Raw genomic sequence first — 16,679 nt, 5'->3', positions numbered from 1 at the left:
TCCCGGATCAGCTGGGCGCAGACGGTACGGCGAAACCATCCGCGTTGGCCTGAATTCACCCACTTCGCTTATTGACTGGAGAAGCCATGTTTGTCGTCAACCTCACCTATACGGCGCCGCTTGCCGAGATCGACCGGCTGCGCGACGCGCATATGGAATGGGTCAAGGCCGGTTACGCCGACGGCGTCTTCATCGCATCCGGCGCCAAGCGGCCGCGGACCGGCGGCGTCATCCTCGCCCGCGGCACGCGCGAAGCGCTCGATGCACGGCTGGCCGAAGATCCTTTCACCAGGGCCGAGGTCGCCGACTACGAGGTGATCGACTTTGCCGCGACCAGCACCGCTGCCGGGCTGGAGGCGCTGAAAGACTGATGACCCTGCAGCGTCCCCTGCCCCCGCACACGCCCTATGACGGCTCATCGAAAGCCTTTGCCATCGGTCTGAAACCTTTGGAACTCGAGCGCTGGCTGGAGGTCGACGGCTATTTTGGTGCCCAGCTGGCCGAGAAGCATCGCCTCTATGCCGAGCTGCCGGACAAGGTTTTTGTCGAACAAGCCGATACGCGCGACGCACAGCGCGAGGTGCTCGAGCTCATTGAAACGAGCATGCACCAATACCATGCGCAGGCGCTGGCCGAAGCACGGGCACTGGGCGCCCCGGAACCCGGCGCGCTGGCCGATTCACCGCTGGTGGCGGCTTCGTTGATGACGCAGGATGATCTCATCCTGATGCGCCGCGGCGACGATGGCTGGCGCCTCGCCGCAGGCTCCCTGTGCTTCCCGTCGTCCTGGTCGCTGACGGAAAAATTCGGCAAGCCGCTGCACCATATCCACGATCCCGTCCCGGGGTTCGGCACCGGCACGCGCCCGGCCGACATCATCAGCCGCATGTTCGACAACCTTCAGGGCCAGGCTGTTGAGCGCTTCAACTGGTCTATCCAGGCCAATGACGCGCTTTATCATCCGCTTTCGGATCGCCAGCGCATCGCCCGCTCCGCCGAGCGGCAATCGACCTTCCCGGATGGAGACATCAACGCGCACGCCTTCATCCGCGTCGAACGGCAGACCCTGCGCAAGCTGCCTGTGTCGCGCGACATTCTCTTCACCATCCGCATCTATCTCGACCCGCTGGCGATGCTGATCCGTCATCCCGACCGCGCCCGTGTCGCCGCCGGTTTCGCGACGCAGCTCGGCGAACTCGATGAGGCACAACTCGACTACAAGGGCCTGATTGCCGATCGTGACCGGCTGGTCGCGTATCTTGAGGGAATGACGACAAGCTGACGGCCGGCGGCTCCGCCGTTAACGCCAGCGGCCGGATTCGCTTTATTGTGACAAGCATGTATGGTTTAGCAGTTGCAGCCGGGCGCATCCGCGCCCGGCTTTTCTGTGAGGTCTTACGACAAAGAAGGAGTGCCGCAAAAAATGGCGAATGAAAAATGGCCCGTCTATGGTGAGATCACCGGCCCGATCGTGATGATTGGTTTCGGTTCGATCGGCCGTGGCTCGCTTCCGCTCATCGAGCGCCATTTCAAATTCGACAAGTCCCGCATGGTGATCATCGATCCCAGCGAGGAGAACCGCAAACTGGCGGATGAACGCGGCATCACCTTCATCAAGCAGGCCATCACCAAGGACAATTACAAGGAAGTGCTGACCCCGTTGCTGACCAACGGCGGCGGCCAGGGCTTCTGCGTCAACCTGTCGGTCGACACCGGCTCGGTCGACCTCATGCGGCTCACCCGCAAGCTCGGTGCGCTTTACGTCGATACGGTCGTCGAACCCTGGCTCGGCTTCTATTTCGACACCGAAGCCAGCAACGCCTCGCGCACCAACTATGCGCTTCGCGAAGGCCTCCTGGCCGAAAAGCGCAAGCATCCGGCCGGCCCGACGGCCGTCTCCACTTGCGGCGCCAATCCCGGCATGGTGTCCTGGTTCGTCAAGCAGGCGCTGATCGAGCTCGCCAGGGAACTCGGTCTTGAGGTCGAGACGCCCGCGCAGCATGACCGCGAAGGCTGGGCCAAGCTGATGAAGAAGGTAGGCGTCAAGGGCGTGCATATCGCCGAGCGCGACACCCAGCGCAGCAAGAAGCCGAAGCCGCTGAACGTGTTCTGGAACACCTGGTCGGTCGAAGGTTTCATTTCGGAAGGTCTGCAGCCGGCCGAGCTCGGCTGGGGCACTCACGAGAAGTGGATGCCCAAGAACGCCAAGAAACACAAGAAGGGCTCGAAGGCGGCGATCTACCTGGAGCAGCCGGGGGCCAACACGCGTGTGCGCACCTGGGTGCCGACCCCCGGTCCGCAATACGGCTTCCTGGTCACCCACAACGAGGCGATCTCGATCTCCGACTTCTTCACCGTGCGCGACAAGCATGGCGAGGTGACCTATCGCCCGACCTGCCACTATGCCTACCATCCGAGCAACGACGCGGTGCTGTCGCTGCACGAGATGTTCGGCGCAGCCGGCAAGGCGCAGCCGGTGCACCACGTGCTCGAGGAAAACGAGCTGGTCGATGGTTCCGATGAACTCGGCGTCCTGCTCTACGGCCACAAGAAGAATGCCTATTGGTATGGTTCGCAGCTGACGCTGGAGGAAGCCCGCAAGCTTGCGCCGCATCAGAACGCCACCGGCCTGCAGGTGTCGTCAGCAGTGCTTGCCGGCATGGTCTGGGCACTCGAAAACCCGGAAGCCGGCATCGTCGAGACCGACGAGATGGACTTCGCCCGCTGCCTGGAAGTGCAGAAGCCCTATCTCGGCCCGGTCAAGGGATACTACACCGACTGGACGCCGCTGGACGGCCGGCCCGGCCTGTTCAAGGAAGACATCGACGAGAAGGATCCCTGGCAGTTCCGCAACATCCTGGTGCGTTGACAAGCACGTGAATCAAGAAAGGGCGCCGATTGGCGCCCTTTTTCATTCTGGGGGTCGAAACGGTCGCAGGGTTGCAGCGACCGATGCTACTTCCTCAATTCGGCCTCGATATCATCCAGCGCCTTGTCCTTGCCGATACCGGTGAGGAAGGCCAGCCCCTTGACGATGGGCACAGTCACCGAAGCCGAGATCGGTGTGGTCGAGACGATCAGGTCGACGCCATCCGCCAGACTGGCCACCTCGGTCGCCTTGCATTGCATCGCGTTGAAAGTCAGCCCGCGCGCCTTCATGGCTTCCGTCACCGTGGCGTTGACCGCCGTGGACGTAGCGACACCAGTGCCGCAGGCGAAAAGAATGGTCTTCTGCTTGGCCATATTGGATGTCCCTTACCGCTGGCTCAGTACTGCTCTGACGTCGTCCACGCTCATGGCCTGTTTCAGGCTTGCCAGCGCTTCGGGGCTCTGGATCGTGCCCATGATCTCCTGCAGCATCTCTATCTGCTTGTCCTTGTCGTTGATGGCAAGCAGGAAGACGATGCCGACAGACACCGCCTCGTCCGGTTCTTCCATATTGGCGAAGTCGACCGGCTTCGACAGCACTGCCAGCCCAACGCCGGCCTTGTTGACATGGACGGGATCCGTGTGGGGCACAGCGACATTTTCGGCGAGCCCGAGCGGCAAGCCTGTCGGCATGGTCTGCTCGCGCTTCACCACCGCATCCGCATAGCTTGGCTTGACATAACCCAGTGCTTCCAGCCGCGATGCCAGTTGACGGATCACGGCCTCATTGCTGTCGGCACTAACGCCAAGCAGGATCGCTTCGGGGTCGATATGGTCGATCAAGGCTTGCGCCATGCTTTTCTTCTCCAAGTTTGGGGCCGGCGACGATCTCGCGCCGCCGGCCCCATGTTTCATTTCAGGCGGGTGCAACCCGCCTCCGGCGGACGGAGACCCGTCCTATGCGGCATCAGGCCGCTTCGTCCTCGGCGCCGGCCGCCCGTTCCCAGCCCAGCGTGTTGCGGCGGTAGAGCACGAAGGCACCTGCAATCACCAGCGCCAGCACGGCAAGGCCGGCAACGCCAAGGCCCTGGATCGCCTCGATGATCACGTAGGGAATCCACAGGAAGCCGTCCACCACCGAAGTGATCTGCACTGCATGCTCAGGCATCTTGAAGCCGGACGCGACGGCGGCACTGGTGAACAGCGGTGCCAGCGCATTGGCAACGTAAAAGCCGAGAGCGAGCGTGATCGTGCCCACCACCACCATGCGGAAGACGTTACCCTTGAGCAGTGGCGCGGTCATGGCCACGATGAACGGGATGACGGCAAGGTCGGCGAACAGGATGACGCGGTTGCCCGGCAGGATCACCGACAGGATGATGGCGATCGGAACCAGGATCAGCGAGGACGAGATCGCGGCCGGATGCCCGATCAGGATCGCCGAGTCGAGACCGACCAGCAGTTCGCGGTCGCCAGTGCGCTTGCGCACGAATTCCTGCGCGGCATCCGACACCGGCAGCAGGCCCTCCATCAGCACCTTCACCATGCGCGGCAGGAGCAGCATGACCGCGGCAAGCGTCATGCCGGTGGAAAGCACCTTCGAGAGCACAGTGCCGAAATCGCCGGCGTTGTAGTAGGCTATCAGACCGAGCACGAGGCCGATGATCAGGCCGAGCACCACAGGTTCGCCGAACACGCCGAAGCGCCTTTCGATCGTCTCGGTGCTGATGTTGATCTTGTTGATGCCGGGGATGCGGTCCATCACCCAGTTGAGCACGATCGCGATCGGCAGGATCTGGGCGGATGCCAGATGCGGCACCGATACGCCCGGAATGCCGTAGAACTGCTGCACGGCACGCGCTGACCAATCGGCGAACAGGAGAGCCAGGGCCGCCACCAGAGCCGCGACGATCAGGCCATAGGCAAGGCTGTTGGTGGCAGCCGTGGCCAGCGAGCCGACGAAGGCGAAATGCCAGAAATTCCACACGTCGACATTGAGTGTCCGCGTGAGGCGCAGGAGCAGGAGCGCCACGTTGACGGCAATACCGATCGGGATAACCCAGAGACCGACGGAAGAACCGAAGGCGATGGCCGCGGCAGAGGGCCAGCCGACGTCAACGATGTCACGCTGAATACCGGTGTTGGTGACGATGGCCTTGGCCACGTCGCCGATCGAGGTGAGCATCAGCCCGAGCACCAGGTTGATACCGATGAAGGCGACGCCGATGGTGACAGCGGCGCGAAATGCCCTCCCCACCTTGGCACCCAGCACCACGGCGATGATGAAAATGACGATGGGCAACAGAACCGTCGCGCCAAGCGTATCCACGGCCGATTTCAGGCCGGTCAAAAACGTATCCATTTTTCCTCCCCAGGACGCCCGGTTGTTTCCGGCGCGCCTCTCCAAGAACATTTGTGTTCTTCGATATACGAAAGTTGCAGCCTTTCAAGAGGCTGTCAATCAGCTCTCCCCGACAAAACGGTGGACCGTGGCGCCCCCAAAACTGTTGCCGGCAGGCCACGCTTCACGCATCGCATCTATTAGCGAGCCTTGTTTTCATCATCAATTCGAGCGATGGAAGAGGCGCGGACCGAGGAGAGGTTTTACGACATGATGACAGCGCGCAAACTTGTTTCGGCCAGCCTAGCCGTAGCCGCGACCGTGGCACTGGCCGCCTGCCAGACCGGGGGTGGCCCCGGCGAACCGCCACCTGCTGCCGCGCCGAAGGGTGTGGAGGGCTCCTGGATCGATGCGCAGGGGACCGGGCTTTCGACCATTTCGGCCGGCAAATTCCAGACGGTTGCCACCGACACCGGCCAGAAGCTTGCCGACGGCAGCTATCGCATGACCAGCCAGACTTCGATCGAGATCAACGGCACGTCGCTGATCCGCCAGTCGCCGATCGCCTTCAACTGCCTTCTCGTCTCGATCAACCAGCTCAACTGTACCAGCCAGGCCGGCCAGAATTTCGTGCTGACGCGCCGCAGCTGACCAAAGCCGGCACAACGAGCGCCAACGACCGGTATTCCTTGAATGGCTGAATGGCCGCATCCAAGCGATGCGGCCATTCTCGTTTGCGCGAGACGTTTCGCCGGCAAAACCGCGGCCGCGAATCCGCTTGCAACGGCGGAAAGGCAATGGGAACATGCCCGCAAGGGCGTGTAAAACTCCAGTCAAGCAGGGCGCCTACAACACCACGGCAGGCCATTCGCATCGCTCCGGGTTCGACACGATCATTGCCCAGGGCGAGACCGCACGAACGCAACGGGAGAGCAGGAATGAAGAAGATCGCTGTCGCCACGGCACTTTCGGCCTCGGCACTCGGCATGAGTACTGGCATGTCCTTTGCCGACTACACGCTGAACATCCTGCATATCAATGACTGGCACAGCCGCATCGAAAGCAACAACAAGTACGAATCCACCTGTTCCGCCGAGGAAGAAACCAAAGGTGAGTGTTTTGGTGGCGCCGCACGTCTCGTCACGGCGATTGCCGCCGAGCGCAAGAAGCTGGAAGGCCAGAACGTGCTGCTGCTTAATGGCGGCGACAACTTCCAGGGCTCGCTCTTCTATACGACCTACAAAGGCCGGACCGAGGCCGAATTCCTGAACCAGATGAAGTTCGACGCCATGACCGTCGGCAATCATGAATTCGACGATGGTGAAGATGCCTTGGCACCGTTCCTCGACGTCATCAGGTTCCCGGTGCTTTCGGCCAATGTGAAGGCAAGTGCCGCCGCCAAGGTTGGCGACCGCATCAAACCGTCCGTCGTCATTGAACTCGGCGGCCAGAAGATCGGCATCATCGGTGCCGTCACCAACGACACACCCGATCTCGCCACCCCTGGTCCCAACATCACCATCGAGGACGACGTCAAGACCATCACCGCCGAAGTCGAGAAGCTGAAAGGCCAGGGCGTCAACAAGATCATCGCACTGACCCATGTCGGCTACCCGCGCGACAAGGAGATGATTGCCAGGATCCCCGGCATCGACGTGGTGGTCGGCGGACATTCGCATTCGCTGCTGTCCAACACCGATCCGAAGGCCGAGGGTCCCTACCCGACGATGATCGACAACCCGGACGGCTACAAGGTACCGGTGACGCAGGCCGCCTCCTATTCCAAGCTTCTCGGCGAATTCAAGGTCGTGTTCGACGACAATGGCGTGGTCAAGGAAGCAAGTGGCAACCCGATCCCGCTCGACAAGTCGGTGACGCCGGACCCGCAGGTGCTCGCACGCATCAAGGAACTCGGTGCGCCCATCGAGGAGTTGAAGGCCAAGCAGGTCGGCGAAACCACCGCCGCCATCGACGGCAGCCGCGAAAGCTGCCGGACGCGCGAATGCGCCATGGGCAACCTCGTTTCAGACGCGGTGCTCGACCGCGTGAAGGGCCAGGGCGTCGAGATCGTCTTCACCAACGGTGGCGGCCTGCGCGCCTCGATCGACCAAGGCAAGGTCTCGATGGGAGAAGTGCTGACGGTGCTGCCGTTCCAGAACACCGTCGCCACCTTCAAGATTCTTGGCAAGACCGTGGTCGGCGCGCTGGAGCATGGCGTTTCGGGGGTTGAAGAAGGCAAGGGCCAGTTCCCGCAAGTGGCCGGTCTCAAATATTCCTTCGACAGGTCTGCGCCGGCCAACGCGGGCCGCATCAAATCGGTCGAGGTCATGGAAGGCGGCCAGTGGAAGCCTATCGATCTGGCCAAGGAATACATCGTCGCCACCAACAACTATGTCCGCCAGGGCGGCGACGGCTATAAGCTGTTCATCGACGGCAAGGATGCCTACGACTACGGCCCGAGCCTGGAACAGGTTGTAGCCGACTATGTTGGCGCCCATAGTCCGTACACGCCGAAGCTGGAAGGCCGCATCACAGAGGTGGGTGCGACACAGCCGGCAAAACCGGCGGACGCGGCGCAAGGCGGTACCTCGGCACCCGAGGCTGCGCCAGCCGTGCCGGCTCCGCCTGCCGCGTCCAACGACATTGCCAACACGCCACCAGCGGTCGAAGCACCGGCGGCAAAACCAGGCGAAGCTGCTCCAGCGGAAGCTGCCAAGCCCGCTGACGCCGCAACGCCAGTCCGGGCCGGTGGCACCCACACCATCGTCAAGGGCGACACCTATTGGGATATCGCCGTAAAAGCCTATGGTGACGGCACCAAATGGCGGCGCATAGCACACGCCAATCCCGGCCAGGAACCGCATCGGCTGCTGGTGGGAAGCGAGCTGAAGATACCGGCGAAGTGAACGCCTTGCTGGTCCGTCTGGGCCAGCGAGATGTTCCAGGGTGCGGCCAGACGCGGCATTGAAACCGCGTCCGGCACTGTTAATTAGATGCCCATGACATTCGCTACCGAAATCGAGGCTCCCGTGGCCGCTGGCAGCCTGAAAAATAACAGTCTCGAAAAAGTGGGACTGATGCTGATCAATCTCGGCACGCCTGACGGCACCGAATATGGGCCGATGTGGCGCTATCTACGAGAATTCCTCTCCGATCCGCGCGTTATCGAGCTGCCGCGCCTGCTCTGGTATCCGATCCTCTACGGCCTTGTCCTGACGACGCGGCCAAGGAAGTCCGGCGCCAATTACGCCAAGATCTGGAATCGCGAGAAGGACGAGTCGCCGCTGCGCACCTACACGCGCGGCCAAGGTGAGAAGCTGGTGCAACGCCTAGGCGATCTTGCCAATGTCAGCGTGGACTGGGCTATGCGTTACGGCAATCCGTCGACACGCTCGGTGGTAGAAAAGCTGGTCACTCAAGGCTGCGACCGCATTCTCACTTTTCCGCTCTATCCGCAATATTCGGCAACGACGACAGCCACCGCCAACGATCAGTTGTTCCGCGCGCTGATGACGATGCGGCGTGCACCGGCTGTGCGTTCCGTTCCGCCCTACTATGCCGAGCCGGTCTATATCGATGCCCTCGCCCGCTCGATCGAAAAACATCTCGCCACCTTGGACTTCGAACCGGAAGTGGTGGTCGCCTCCTATCACGGCATCCCGAAGCCTTATGCCGACAAGGGCGATCCCTACCAGCAGCATTGCCTGGAAACGACGCGACTGCTGCGTGAAAAACTCGGCTGGAGTGAAGCGAAGCTGATCTCCACCTTCCAGTCGCGTTTCGGCGCACAGGAATGGCTGCAGCCATACACCGACAAGACGATGCAGCGACTTGGCAAGGAAGGCGTCAGGCGTATCGCCGTCGTCAATCCAGGCTTCTCGTCGGACTGCATCGAGACGCTGGAAGAGATCGCGCAGGAAGCACAGGAGATTTTCCTGCATGCCGGCGGCGAGAGATTCGCTCACATTCCCTGCCTGAATGACAGCCCGGAAGGCATGGACGTGATCGAGACCCTGGCACGGCGGGAGCTGGCAGGCTGGATCTGATCGCCGGCGAAGAGTATTCGAACAAGACAAAGCTGCGTTCCCTCCTCGATTGTAGCTGCCCCGGATTGTAACGACACTGAAACACACTTAAGTGTTTCGTGAGGTTCAGCCTCGCAACTCTGTCGGCAATTGAGGGAGAGCCGAATGGATTTCAGCGGTTTCACCGGTTTCGATATCGCGATCGTCGTTCTGGTCGCGCTGGTTCTCATCCTGCTCTTCAAAGGCATTCGCACGGTGCCGCAGGGCTTCAACCATACGGTCGAGCGTTTCGGCCGCTACACCAAGACGCTGACGCCCGGCCTCAACATCATCAATCCCATCTTCGAGCGCATCGGCGCCAAGCTGAACATGATGGAGCAGGTGCTTGATGTTCCGACCCAGGAGATAATCACCCGCGACAACGCCATAGTCGGTGTCGACGGCATCGCTTTCTACCAGATCCTGAACGCCGCACAGGCTGCCTATCAGGTCTCGGGGCTGGAGAACGCCATCCTCAACCTGACCATGACCAACATCCGCACCGTGATGGGCTCGATGGACCTGGACGAATTGCTCTCGAACCGCGATGCCATCAACGAGCGCCTGCTGCGCGTGGTCGACGAGGCCGCTCACCCGTGGGGCGTCAAGATCACCCGCGTCGAGATCAAGGACATCAACCCGCCGGCCAATCTGGTCGATTCCATGGCCCGCCAGATGATGGCGGAGCGTGACAAGCGTGCGCAGATTCTGGCTGCCGAAGGCCTGAAGCAGTCACAGATCCTCGAAGCCGAAGGCCGCCGCGAAGCCGCCTTCCGCGACGCCGAAGCGCGCGAGCGCTCCGCCGAAGCCGAGGCACGTGCCACCCAGGTGGTCTCGGAAGCCATCGCCAAGGGCGACGTGCAGGCGATCAACTATTTCGTGGCGCAGAAATACACCGAGGCGCTGGCCAAGATCGGCACGGCTGGCAATTCCAAGATCGTGCTGATGCCTATGGAAGCGTCGTCGCTGATCGGTACGCTGGGCGGCATCGGTGAGATTGCCAAGGAGGTGTTCAAGGGCGACGGTCCGGGTGCGCAGCGGCAGGCGGCACGCCCGCCGCTGGTACGGCCAAACGAGAGCTGATTGCGGAGCCCAGCCCATGCTGCAGCGTCTTCTCCTCGAACTCGGCCCCTGGAACTGGATGGTTCTCGGCTTCGCGCTGCTGGTGGCCGAAATCCTCGCCCCCGGCGTCTTCCTCTTGTGGATCGGCATAGCCGCGCTGCTGATCGGCGCGGCCTCGCTGGTGCTTTGGGATACCACCTTGTGGACCTGGCAGGCGCAGGTGCTGTCATTCCTCGTGCTGGCATTGTTGTCTGCCTATGCCGGCAAGCGTTTCTTCAGCAGCAAACGCGAGAGCAGCGACCAACCGCTGCTCAACCGGCGCGGCGAGCAGATGGTTGGCCGGACTGCGACATTGGCCGAGCCGATCCGCGAAGGTCGCGGCCGCATCCAGCTCGGCGACACGCTGTGGCGGGTCTCTGGACCTGATCTGCCGGCCGGTGTGCGTGTGCGGGTGACGGGCGCGTCGGAAACGGACCCTGGAATTGACCGTCGAAAAGATCTGAGGTTCCTGACGGGCAGCGCTACGACGCGTTGCCTCCCTGCCTGGAACGACGTTTCAGATCAGGCTGCGCCGATGCGCAGCAGATCGTGGAAATGCACCACGCCCACCGGCATTCCGCCTTCCACCACAACAAGCGCACTGATGTTGTGCTTGTTGAGCAAGGCAATGGCCGCGCCGGCGAACATTTGCGGTTCGACCGTTTTCGGCGTGCGGGTCATGACTTCGTCGACCGTCGTCTCACCGAGATTGCGATGCAGATTGCGGGCGAGGTCGCCGTCGGTGACGATACCGGCCAATTTGCCGTCGCCATCGATGACACACACGCAGCCGACTTTCTTCTGCGCCAGGGTCATCACCGCTTCCGGCATCCTGGTGCCGAGCGAGACAAGCGGAATCTGGTCACCGGTGCGCATGATCTCGGAAATCAACGTCAGATTGGCGCCGAGCTGGCCACCCGGATGGAAAGTGCGGAAATGATCCGGCGTGAAACCACGCGCTTCCAGCAGCGCGATCGCCAGGGCATCACCCATCACCAGTTGCAGCAGCGTCGAAGTGGTCGGAGCCAAGCCATGCGGGCAGGCCTCCTGAGCCTTGGGCAGCGCCAGAACCACATCAGCCGCGCGCCCCAGTGCCGATTTTTCGCCGGATGTCAGCCCGATCAGAGGGATCGAAAAACGCCGTGAGTAATCGATAATGCCTTTCAGCTCGAGACTCTCACCCGACCACGACAGCGCGATGATCGCGTCGTCCGGCGCGATCATGCCGAGATCACCGTGATTGGCCTCGACGGGGTGCACGAAGAAGGCCGGAGTACCGGTGGAAGCCAGCGTGGCGGCGATCTTGGAACCGATATGACCGCTCTTGCCGACGCCAGTGACGATGACGCGACCGGTAATGCGCGACAGGATGTCGACAGCCCGTGCAAACGGTTCGGCCAGGCCGTTCTCCAGCGCCGTGCTGAGCGCGGCCAGTCCGGCCTGTTCGGTGGCCACGGTCCTGAGCGCCGAAGCAATGGCGGCCTGACGATCCGCCGGCCTCTTTTTCAAGCTTGCAGCATGCATGGACGAAGCGATTATCCTTTCCCGCTCGATCTGTCCATTTCATTCGTTTGCCGGCCATACGGCGTCCAAACCTAACACTCCATTAACCATCCCAATTTACGGTTCGGTAAGCATGGCGCCAGGGGTGTGCGCCACAAACGTGTGGTAACGATGTCGCGGGCCCAGCCTGACAGAAGCAGCCAAGGAAAGACGGCCGCCGGCGCTTTGCTGCTGGCCGCAACGGCTTTGCCTTTGCTGCTGGCGTCATCTGCCTTTGCCCAGCAATTTGATTTGCGCGGCCCCCTCAACGAGCAGGTCGGCACGCAGAACCAGCCTGGCGGCCTGCCGCCGGCAGGACAGCTCGGCGCCAACGGCCTGCCGCCGCTCAACCGCACACCGGGTGCTTTGCCACCAGCGATCAGGCCTGCGGAGGGAATCCCGAATCCGGCATATCAGCCTGCCAGCCCAGGCGCTTTGCCGGATGACCCCAATGCACTGGGCGGCACGCCTCCTGCCGGTCCTGGCCAACTGAACGCGACCAATCCCGCTCAGCCTGGAGCAGACGATCCAAATGGCCCTGGGGCCGCGCAAGCAGCCGACCCTTTCGCGGATCAGGCTGCCCCAGCACCACGTCGCCAGCCTGGGACCACCGCGGCAAGACAGCCCGCCGGTACCAATCTTCAGGGCACCGCCAGACAGCGCAGCCGCAACGGAGCGACAACCACGCAAGACGGTGACCAGGCCAATCGAGCAACAACCAGGCGCAACGCGCCTCGTCGCCCTGGAACCGCTGCTGCAGCGGCAGAGGCGGATCAGGAAGTCGACCGCATCGTTCGCACCGGAACAATCGATTCGGCGGACCGCGCTCCCCTCGACCCGCGCGCAGCACGCACCGAAGCAATCGAGGGCGGCGCCATGCGACGGGACGACACGCCCTATGCTCCGCTCGGCATCAAGGTCGGCAGCTTCACGCTGAGGCCTTCCTTGGAGCAAGGCGTGCTTGCTACTTCGAACGCCAACAACAGCGCCTCCGGCCGCTCAGCTACGATTTCGCAAAGCACCTTGCGCCTCAATGCGGTCTCTGACTGGGCAACCAATTCGGCCACCATCGACGGCAATTTCAATTACCAAAAAAGCCTTTCTGGTCAGGACCTCAAGGAATGGCGCGGTAACCTCCAGGGCACGCTCAATGTCGATCTCGATCACGACTGGCGTGCCATCGGCAGGCTTGGGTTTGATACGGCACCGGAAGGCGCGACCTCGCCCGAGGGCGTGCCGGGTGCGATCACGCAGCCGCAGCGCAAAACCTTCGAAGGCAGTCTTGCCCTGCAGAAGGACGTCGGCAAGCTGCGCCTCGGTCTGACCGGAGCGGCCGAGCGTAGCATCTTTGGCGACGCGACGCTTGGCGATGGCACGATCCAGTCTCAGGAAACCCGTAACTCGACGCTCTACACCACCACCTTGCGGGGCGGCTATCAGATCTCACCGGCACTAACCCCCTTTGCCGAGGTCGAAATTGGCCGCCGCGCGTTTGACGAAACGGTTGACCTCAACGGCTACGAACGCTCGTCCAAGCGTCTCGGCCTGCGCGGCGGCGTGGAGCTCAACCTGGGCGAGAAGCTGAACGGCGAGATGTCGGTCGGCTGGCTGCGCCAGACTTTCGACGACAGTCGCCTGCTTCCGGTGTCGGGTGCGACGGTGGCAGCGGATCTGCGCTGGTCGCCGGTACGGGGCACCATCGTCGGGTTCAATGGCCAAACCGTGCTGGAAGATACCACCACGCCCGGCCAGAGCGGTTCGGTGCTCTACAATTCAACCATCACTCTCCAGCGCGAAATGCGCGCCAATCTCACCGGAAACGCCGCCTTGGGCCTGTCCTATCGTGACTACAAGGGCACCGGCGATCATGATCTGATCTACAGCGCGCAGGTCGGCGCGACATGGTGGCTAAACCGCTATCTCGGCCTGACCTCTTATGTGCGTCATGAGCGGCTGACCAGCAGCATCGACGGTCGTGATAGCAAGACCAACAGCGTCTATCTCGGCCTGACCGTGCAGCGGTAAGACGACAATGGGCGTTGCCGCTCGCCTCGAAGGGCATCTGGCCGGGCTAGAGCATTTTGTAGCCAAGTGGAATCACTTGGCGTTACAAAAATGCTACGAAAACAAAAACTTAGAGCGTTTCCGCATTTCCGTGAAAAACGGAAACGCTCTAAGAAAACCCGGCCGACAACTCTCAGACGGCGGAAGTCTTGATCCCGGCGCCCTCGAATTCGTCCAGCAGCCCACGGATGACGCCGGCCATGCTGCTGTCAGTGCCCTCGCGCCATAGTGCGAAGGCGACATTGGCCTCGACGAATCCTTCCGGCGAGCCGCAATCGAAAGTGCGACCACGATAGTGGTAGCCGTAGAACGACTGCCTGTTCATCAGCTTCAGCATGCCGTCGGTCAGCTGGATCTCGTTGCCGGCACCGCGCTCCTGGTTTTCCAGGATCTGGAAAATCTCTGGCTGCAGGATGTAGCGGCCGTTGATGTAGAAATTCGACGGGGCCGTGCCCCTCTTCGGCTTCTCCACCATCTCGGTGATGCGGAAACCGGTATGGGTGTCCTCACCACGACCGACAATGCCATACTTGTGCGCCTCGGCCGGGTCGCATTCCTGCACAGCGATGATGTTGTTGCCGGTCTCCTCGTAAAGTTCGACCATGTCTTTCATGCAGCTCTTCTGCGACTGCATGATCATGTCTGGCAGCAACAGGGCGAAAGGTTCGTCGCCGACAAGTTCGCGCGCGCACCAGACGGCGTGGCCAAGGCCCAGCGGCACCTGCTGGCGGGTAAACGAGGTCTGCCCCGGTGCAGGCTGCAGGCGCTGCAGGCGTTCCAGCACCTGATCCTTGCCGCGCTGGGCGAGCGTGTCATAAAGCTCGAACTGCACGTCGAAGTGGTCTTCGATCACCGCCTTGTTGCGGCCGGTGACGAAAATGAAATGTTCGATGCCGGCTTCCCGTGCTTCATCGACCACATATTGGATGACAGGCCTGTCGACGACGGTCAGCATTTCCTTCGGAATGGCCTTGGTTGCGGGAAGAAAGCGCGTGCCGAGGCCTGCGACCGGGAAAACTGCCTTTCTGACTTTTCTCATAGATCCATCATCCGTTGCGGGGACAACCCTTTTGCCGGGACATTTCATGCCGGAATTGAAGACTAGAGCAATTCCAGCAAAAGTGTGCAACGGTTTTGCGTCTGGAATTGCGCAAAAACAAAGAGTTAGAGTGCTTCCGTATTTCCGCTGACGCGGAAGCACTCTAATGAACGGCCGAAGGCTTCCTGTCAAAATTTCTGTCGGTCGTGTTTTTGCAGACCGGCCGCTCTATGGTAAACCAAATCCTAACCGGGTTCGGTCATGAATGCTCTTCCTGCGATGAAAATGGAGGACATGATGCCCTTTCGCACCGCCGCTAGAGCGTTTCCGTTCTTTAAGGAAACGCGGGAACGCTCCAGCTCCTCGGTTTTGTACGATTCCGGACGCAAAACCGCTGCGCACTTTTACCGGAATGGCTCCAAGCGCCTTGCCAGTCTTGCGATGGCGACGGCGCTATCGATTGCCCTGTTGATCCCGACCGGGCCTGCGCAAGCCGACGCCGGCTTCCGCAACTGGGTCGCCTCGTTCCGTGCCACCGCCGTGCAATCGGGCGTGTCGGGTGCGATCTACGATGAAGCGTTCCGCAACATCAGAGACCCCGATCTGGAAGTGCTTGAAAAGGCGCGTTTCCAGCCCGAATTCACTGCCCCTGCCTGGGATTACTTCGACAACCGCGTCCACGAGCAGTCGATCGCCAATGGACAGGCAATGGCGCGCAAGTGGAAACCATGGCTCGACAAGATCGAGGCCCGCTTCGGCGTCGACCGCTACATCCTGCTCGCAATCTGGTCGATGGAATCCAACTACGGCGAGATGCTCAAGCGCACCGATGTCATGCGCAACGTCATCCGTTCGCTGGCGACACTCGGCTATGGCGACAAGAAACGCTCCAAATTCGCCCGCACGCAGTTGATCGCGGCACTCAAGATCCTGCAGACCGGCGATATCGATGAAAGCCATCTGCAAGGTTCGTGGGCCGGTGCGATGGGTCACACCCAGTTCATTCCGACCAGCTACCAGAGCTATGCGGTGGACTTCGATGGCAACGGCCGTCGCGACATCTGGAATTCGGTGCCCGATGCGCTGGCAACCGCAGCCAATCTCCTGAAGAAGAACGGCTGGCAATCAGGCAAGACCTGGGGTTACGAGGTGGCCCTGCCGGATGGCAAGATGCCGGGCGGCTCCATGTCGCTCGCCAAATGGCAGTCGCTCGGTGTTGCCCGCGCCAGCGGCAAGCCCTTCAGGAACGGCGCCGACAAGGCCGAGCTGAAGCTGCCGGGCGGTCGCGAAGGCCCGGCCTTCCTGGTCACCCGCAATTTCCAGGTGATCAAGCGCTACAACAACGCCGACAAGTACGCCTTCGCCGTTGGCCTGCTGGCCGACCAGATTGCCGGCTACGGCACGCTGGTGAATGACTGGAGCCGGCCGTTCACCAAGCTGAGCTTTGCGGAGAAGCAGGAATTGCAGCAGCGCCTGGCCGACAACGGCTACTACAGCGGCAATTTCGACGGCAAGATTGGCCAGGCCTCCAAGGATGCCATCATGGCCTATCAGTCCAAGGTCGGCTTGACCCCGGACGGCAATCCCAGCATGGAAGTGCTGAAGACGCTGCGGCGGCGCTAGGCGCCGCCAGACATTGAAAGAATGGGGTGGGCCGGCT

General features: G+C 61.7%; 14 protein-coding genes and 1 pseudogene. 10 read left to right on the top strand and 5 right to left on the bottom strand.

The annotated features are described in order from the left end of the window. Nucleotides 1-86 precede the first annotated feature (86 nt). The 3 genes from ACFJIU_RS01510 (at nucleotide 87) to ACFJIU_RS01500 (ending at nucleotide 2,869) form a co-directional block, all read left to right on the top strand. Complete coding sequence (locus tag ACFJIU_RS01510) at nucleotides 87-371, top strand: YciI family protein (RefSeq protein ID WP_379066897.1); 285 nt, start codon at nucleotides 87-89, stop codon at nucleotides 369-371. Further along, a complete protein-coding gene (locus ACFJIU_RS01505; RefSeq protein WP_379066895.1) occupies nucleotides 371-1,282 on the top strand; it encodes a DUF3445 domain-containing protein in 912 nt (303 codons plus the stop codon). Before ACFJIU_RS01510 ends, ACFJIU_RS01505 begins: the two co-directional genes overlap by 1 nt. A 141-nt stretch (nucleotides 1,283-1,423) precedes the next feature. Next, entirely contained in the window at nucleotides 1,424-2,869 is a 1,446-nt protein-coding gene (locus tag ACFJIU_RS01500) for a homospermidine synthase (protein WP_379066893.1), read from the top strand. A gap of 86 nt (nucleotides 2,870-2,955) precedes the next feature. Here the strand turns inward: ACFJIU_RS01500 and ACFJIU_RS01495 are convergent, their stop codons facing one another. The 3 genes from ACFJIU_RS01495 to ACFJIU_RS01485 all read right to left on the bottom strand — a co-directional run bounded on the left by ACFJIU_RS01495 (nucleotide 2,956) and on the right by ACFJIU_RS01485 (nucleotide 5,230). Then, nucleotides 2,956-3,243, bottom strand: a complete 288-nt coding sequence (locus ACFJIU_RS01495) for a PTS sugar transporter subunit IIB (RefSeq protein WP_326889975.1) — start codon at nucleotides 3,241-3,243, stop codon at nucleotides 2,956-2,958. Between the two features lie 12 nt (nucleotides 3,244-3,255). After that, nucleotides 3,256-3,723, bottom strand: coding sequence for a PTS sugar transporter subunit IIA (locus tag ACFJIU_RS01490; protein ID WP_379066892.1), 468 nt, complete (start codon nucleotides 3,721-3,723; stop codon nucleotides 3,256-3,258). 112 nt (nucleotides 3,724-3,835) lie between these two features. Continuing rightward, on the bottom strand, nucleotides 3,836-5,230 hold the full coding sequence (locus ACFJIU_RS01485) for a PTS galactitol transporter subunit IIC (RefSeq protein ID WP_379066890.1): 1,395 nt from the start codon (nucleotides 5,228-5,230) through the stop codon (nucleotides 3,836-3,838). Between the two features lie 249 nt (nucleotides 5,231-5,479). Here ACFJIU_RS01485 and ACFJIU_RS01480 point away from each other — a divergent pair, with 249 nt between their 5' ends. From ACFJIU_RS01480 to ACFJIU_RS01460, 5 genes and pseudogenes are all read left to right on the top strand, one after another. After that, nucleotides 5,480-5,860 carry a hypothetical protein gene (locus tag ACFJIU_RS01480; protein WP_379066888.1) on the top strand — a complete coding sequence of 127 codons (381 nt, stop codon included), beginning with the start codon at nucleotides 5,480-5,482 and terminating at the stop codon, nucleotides 5,858-5,860. Between the two features lie 287 nt (nucleotides 5,861-6,147). Further along, nucleotides 6,148-8,115 (top strand): 5'-nucleotidase C-terminal domain-containing protein, encoded by a 1,968-nt coding sequence (locus tag ACFJIU_RS01475; RefSeq protein WP_379066886.1) that lies wholly within the window; start codon nucleotides 6,148-6,150, stop codon nucleotides 8,113-8,115. An 87-nt stretch (nucleotides 8,116-8,202) separates the two neighbouring features. After that, entirely contained in the window at nucleotides 8,203-9,255 is a 1,053-nt protein-coding gene (gene hemH, locus ACFJIU_RS01470) for a ferrochelatase (RefSeq protein WP_379066884.1), read from the top strand. A gap of 144 nt (nucleotides 9,256-9,399) precedes the next feature. Next, nucleotides 9,400-10,356, top strand: coding sequence for an SPFH domain-containing protein (locus tag ACFJIU_RS01465; protein ID WP_379066882.1), 957 nt, complete (start codon nucleotides 9,400-9,402; stop codon nucleotides 10,354-10,356). 16 nt (nucleotides 10,357-10,372) lie between these two features. Next, nucleotides 10,373-10,838 (top strand): annotated as a pseudogene (locus tag ACFJIU_RS01460) (NfeD family protein). Nucleotides 10,839-10,896: 58 nt separating this feature from the next. On the opposite strand, the gene ACFJIU_RS01455 reads toward ACFJIU_RS01460, so the two are convergent. Continuing rightward, nucleotides 10,897-11,898, bottom strand: a complete 1,002-nt coding sequence (locus ACFJIU_RS01455) for an SIS domain-containing protein (protein WP_379066880.1) — start codon at nucleotides 11,896-11,898, stop codon at nucleotides 10,897-10,899. 270 nt (nucleotides 11,899-12,168) lie between these two features. On the opposite strand from ACFJIU_RS01455, the gene ACFJIU_RS01450 reads away from it, so the two are divergent. After that, nucleotides 12,169-13,941, top strand: a complete 1,773-nt coding sequence (locus ACFJIU_RS01450) for an outer membrane beta-barrel protein (RefSeq protein ID WP_379066878.1) — start codon at nucleotides 12,169-12,171, stop codon at nucleotides 13,939-13,941. A 172-nt stretch (nucleotides 13,942-14,113) separates the two neighbouring features. Here the strand turns inward: ACFJIU_RS01450 and galU are convergent, their stop codons facing one another. Beyond that, on the bottom strand, nucleotides 14,114-15,019 hold the full coding sequence (gene galU / locus ACFJIU_RS01445) for a UTP--glucose-1-phosphate uridylyltransferase GalU (RefSeq protein ID WP_379066876.1): 906 nt from the start codon (nucleotides 15,017-15,019) through the stop codon (nucleotides 14,114-14,116). 441 nt (nucleotides 15,020-15,460) lie between these two features. On the opposite strand from galU, the gene ACFJIU_RS01440 reads away from it, so the two are divergent. Continuing rightward, entirely contained in the window at nucleotides 15,461-16,642 is a 1,182-nt protein-coding gene (locus tag ACFJIU_RS01440; protein WP_379066874.1) for a lytic murein transglycosylase, read from the top strand. The last annotated feature ends 37 nt before the right edge of the window (nucleotides 16,643-16,679 follow it).

This window comes from Mesorhizobium sp. UC74_2 (assembly GCF_042701485.1).
Classification (GTDB): Bacteria; Pseudomonadota; Alphaproteobacteria; order Rhizobiales; family Rhizobiaceae; genus Mesorhizobium.
Note: the sequence above shows the minus strand (reverse complement) of the source record. Positions and strands in the feature narration are given on the sequence as shown.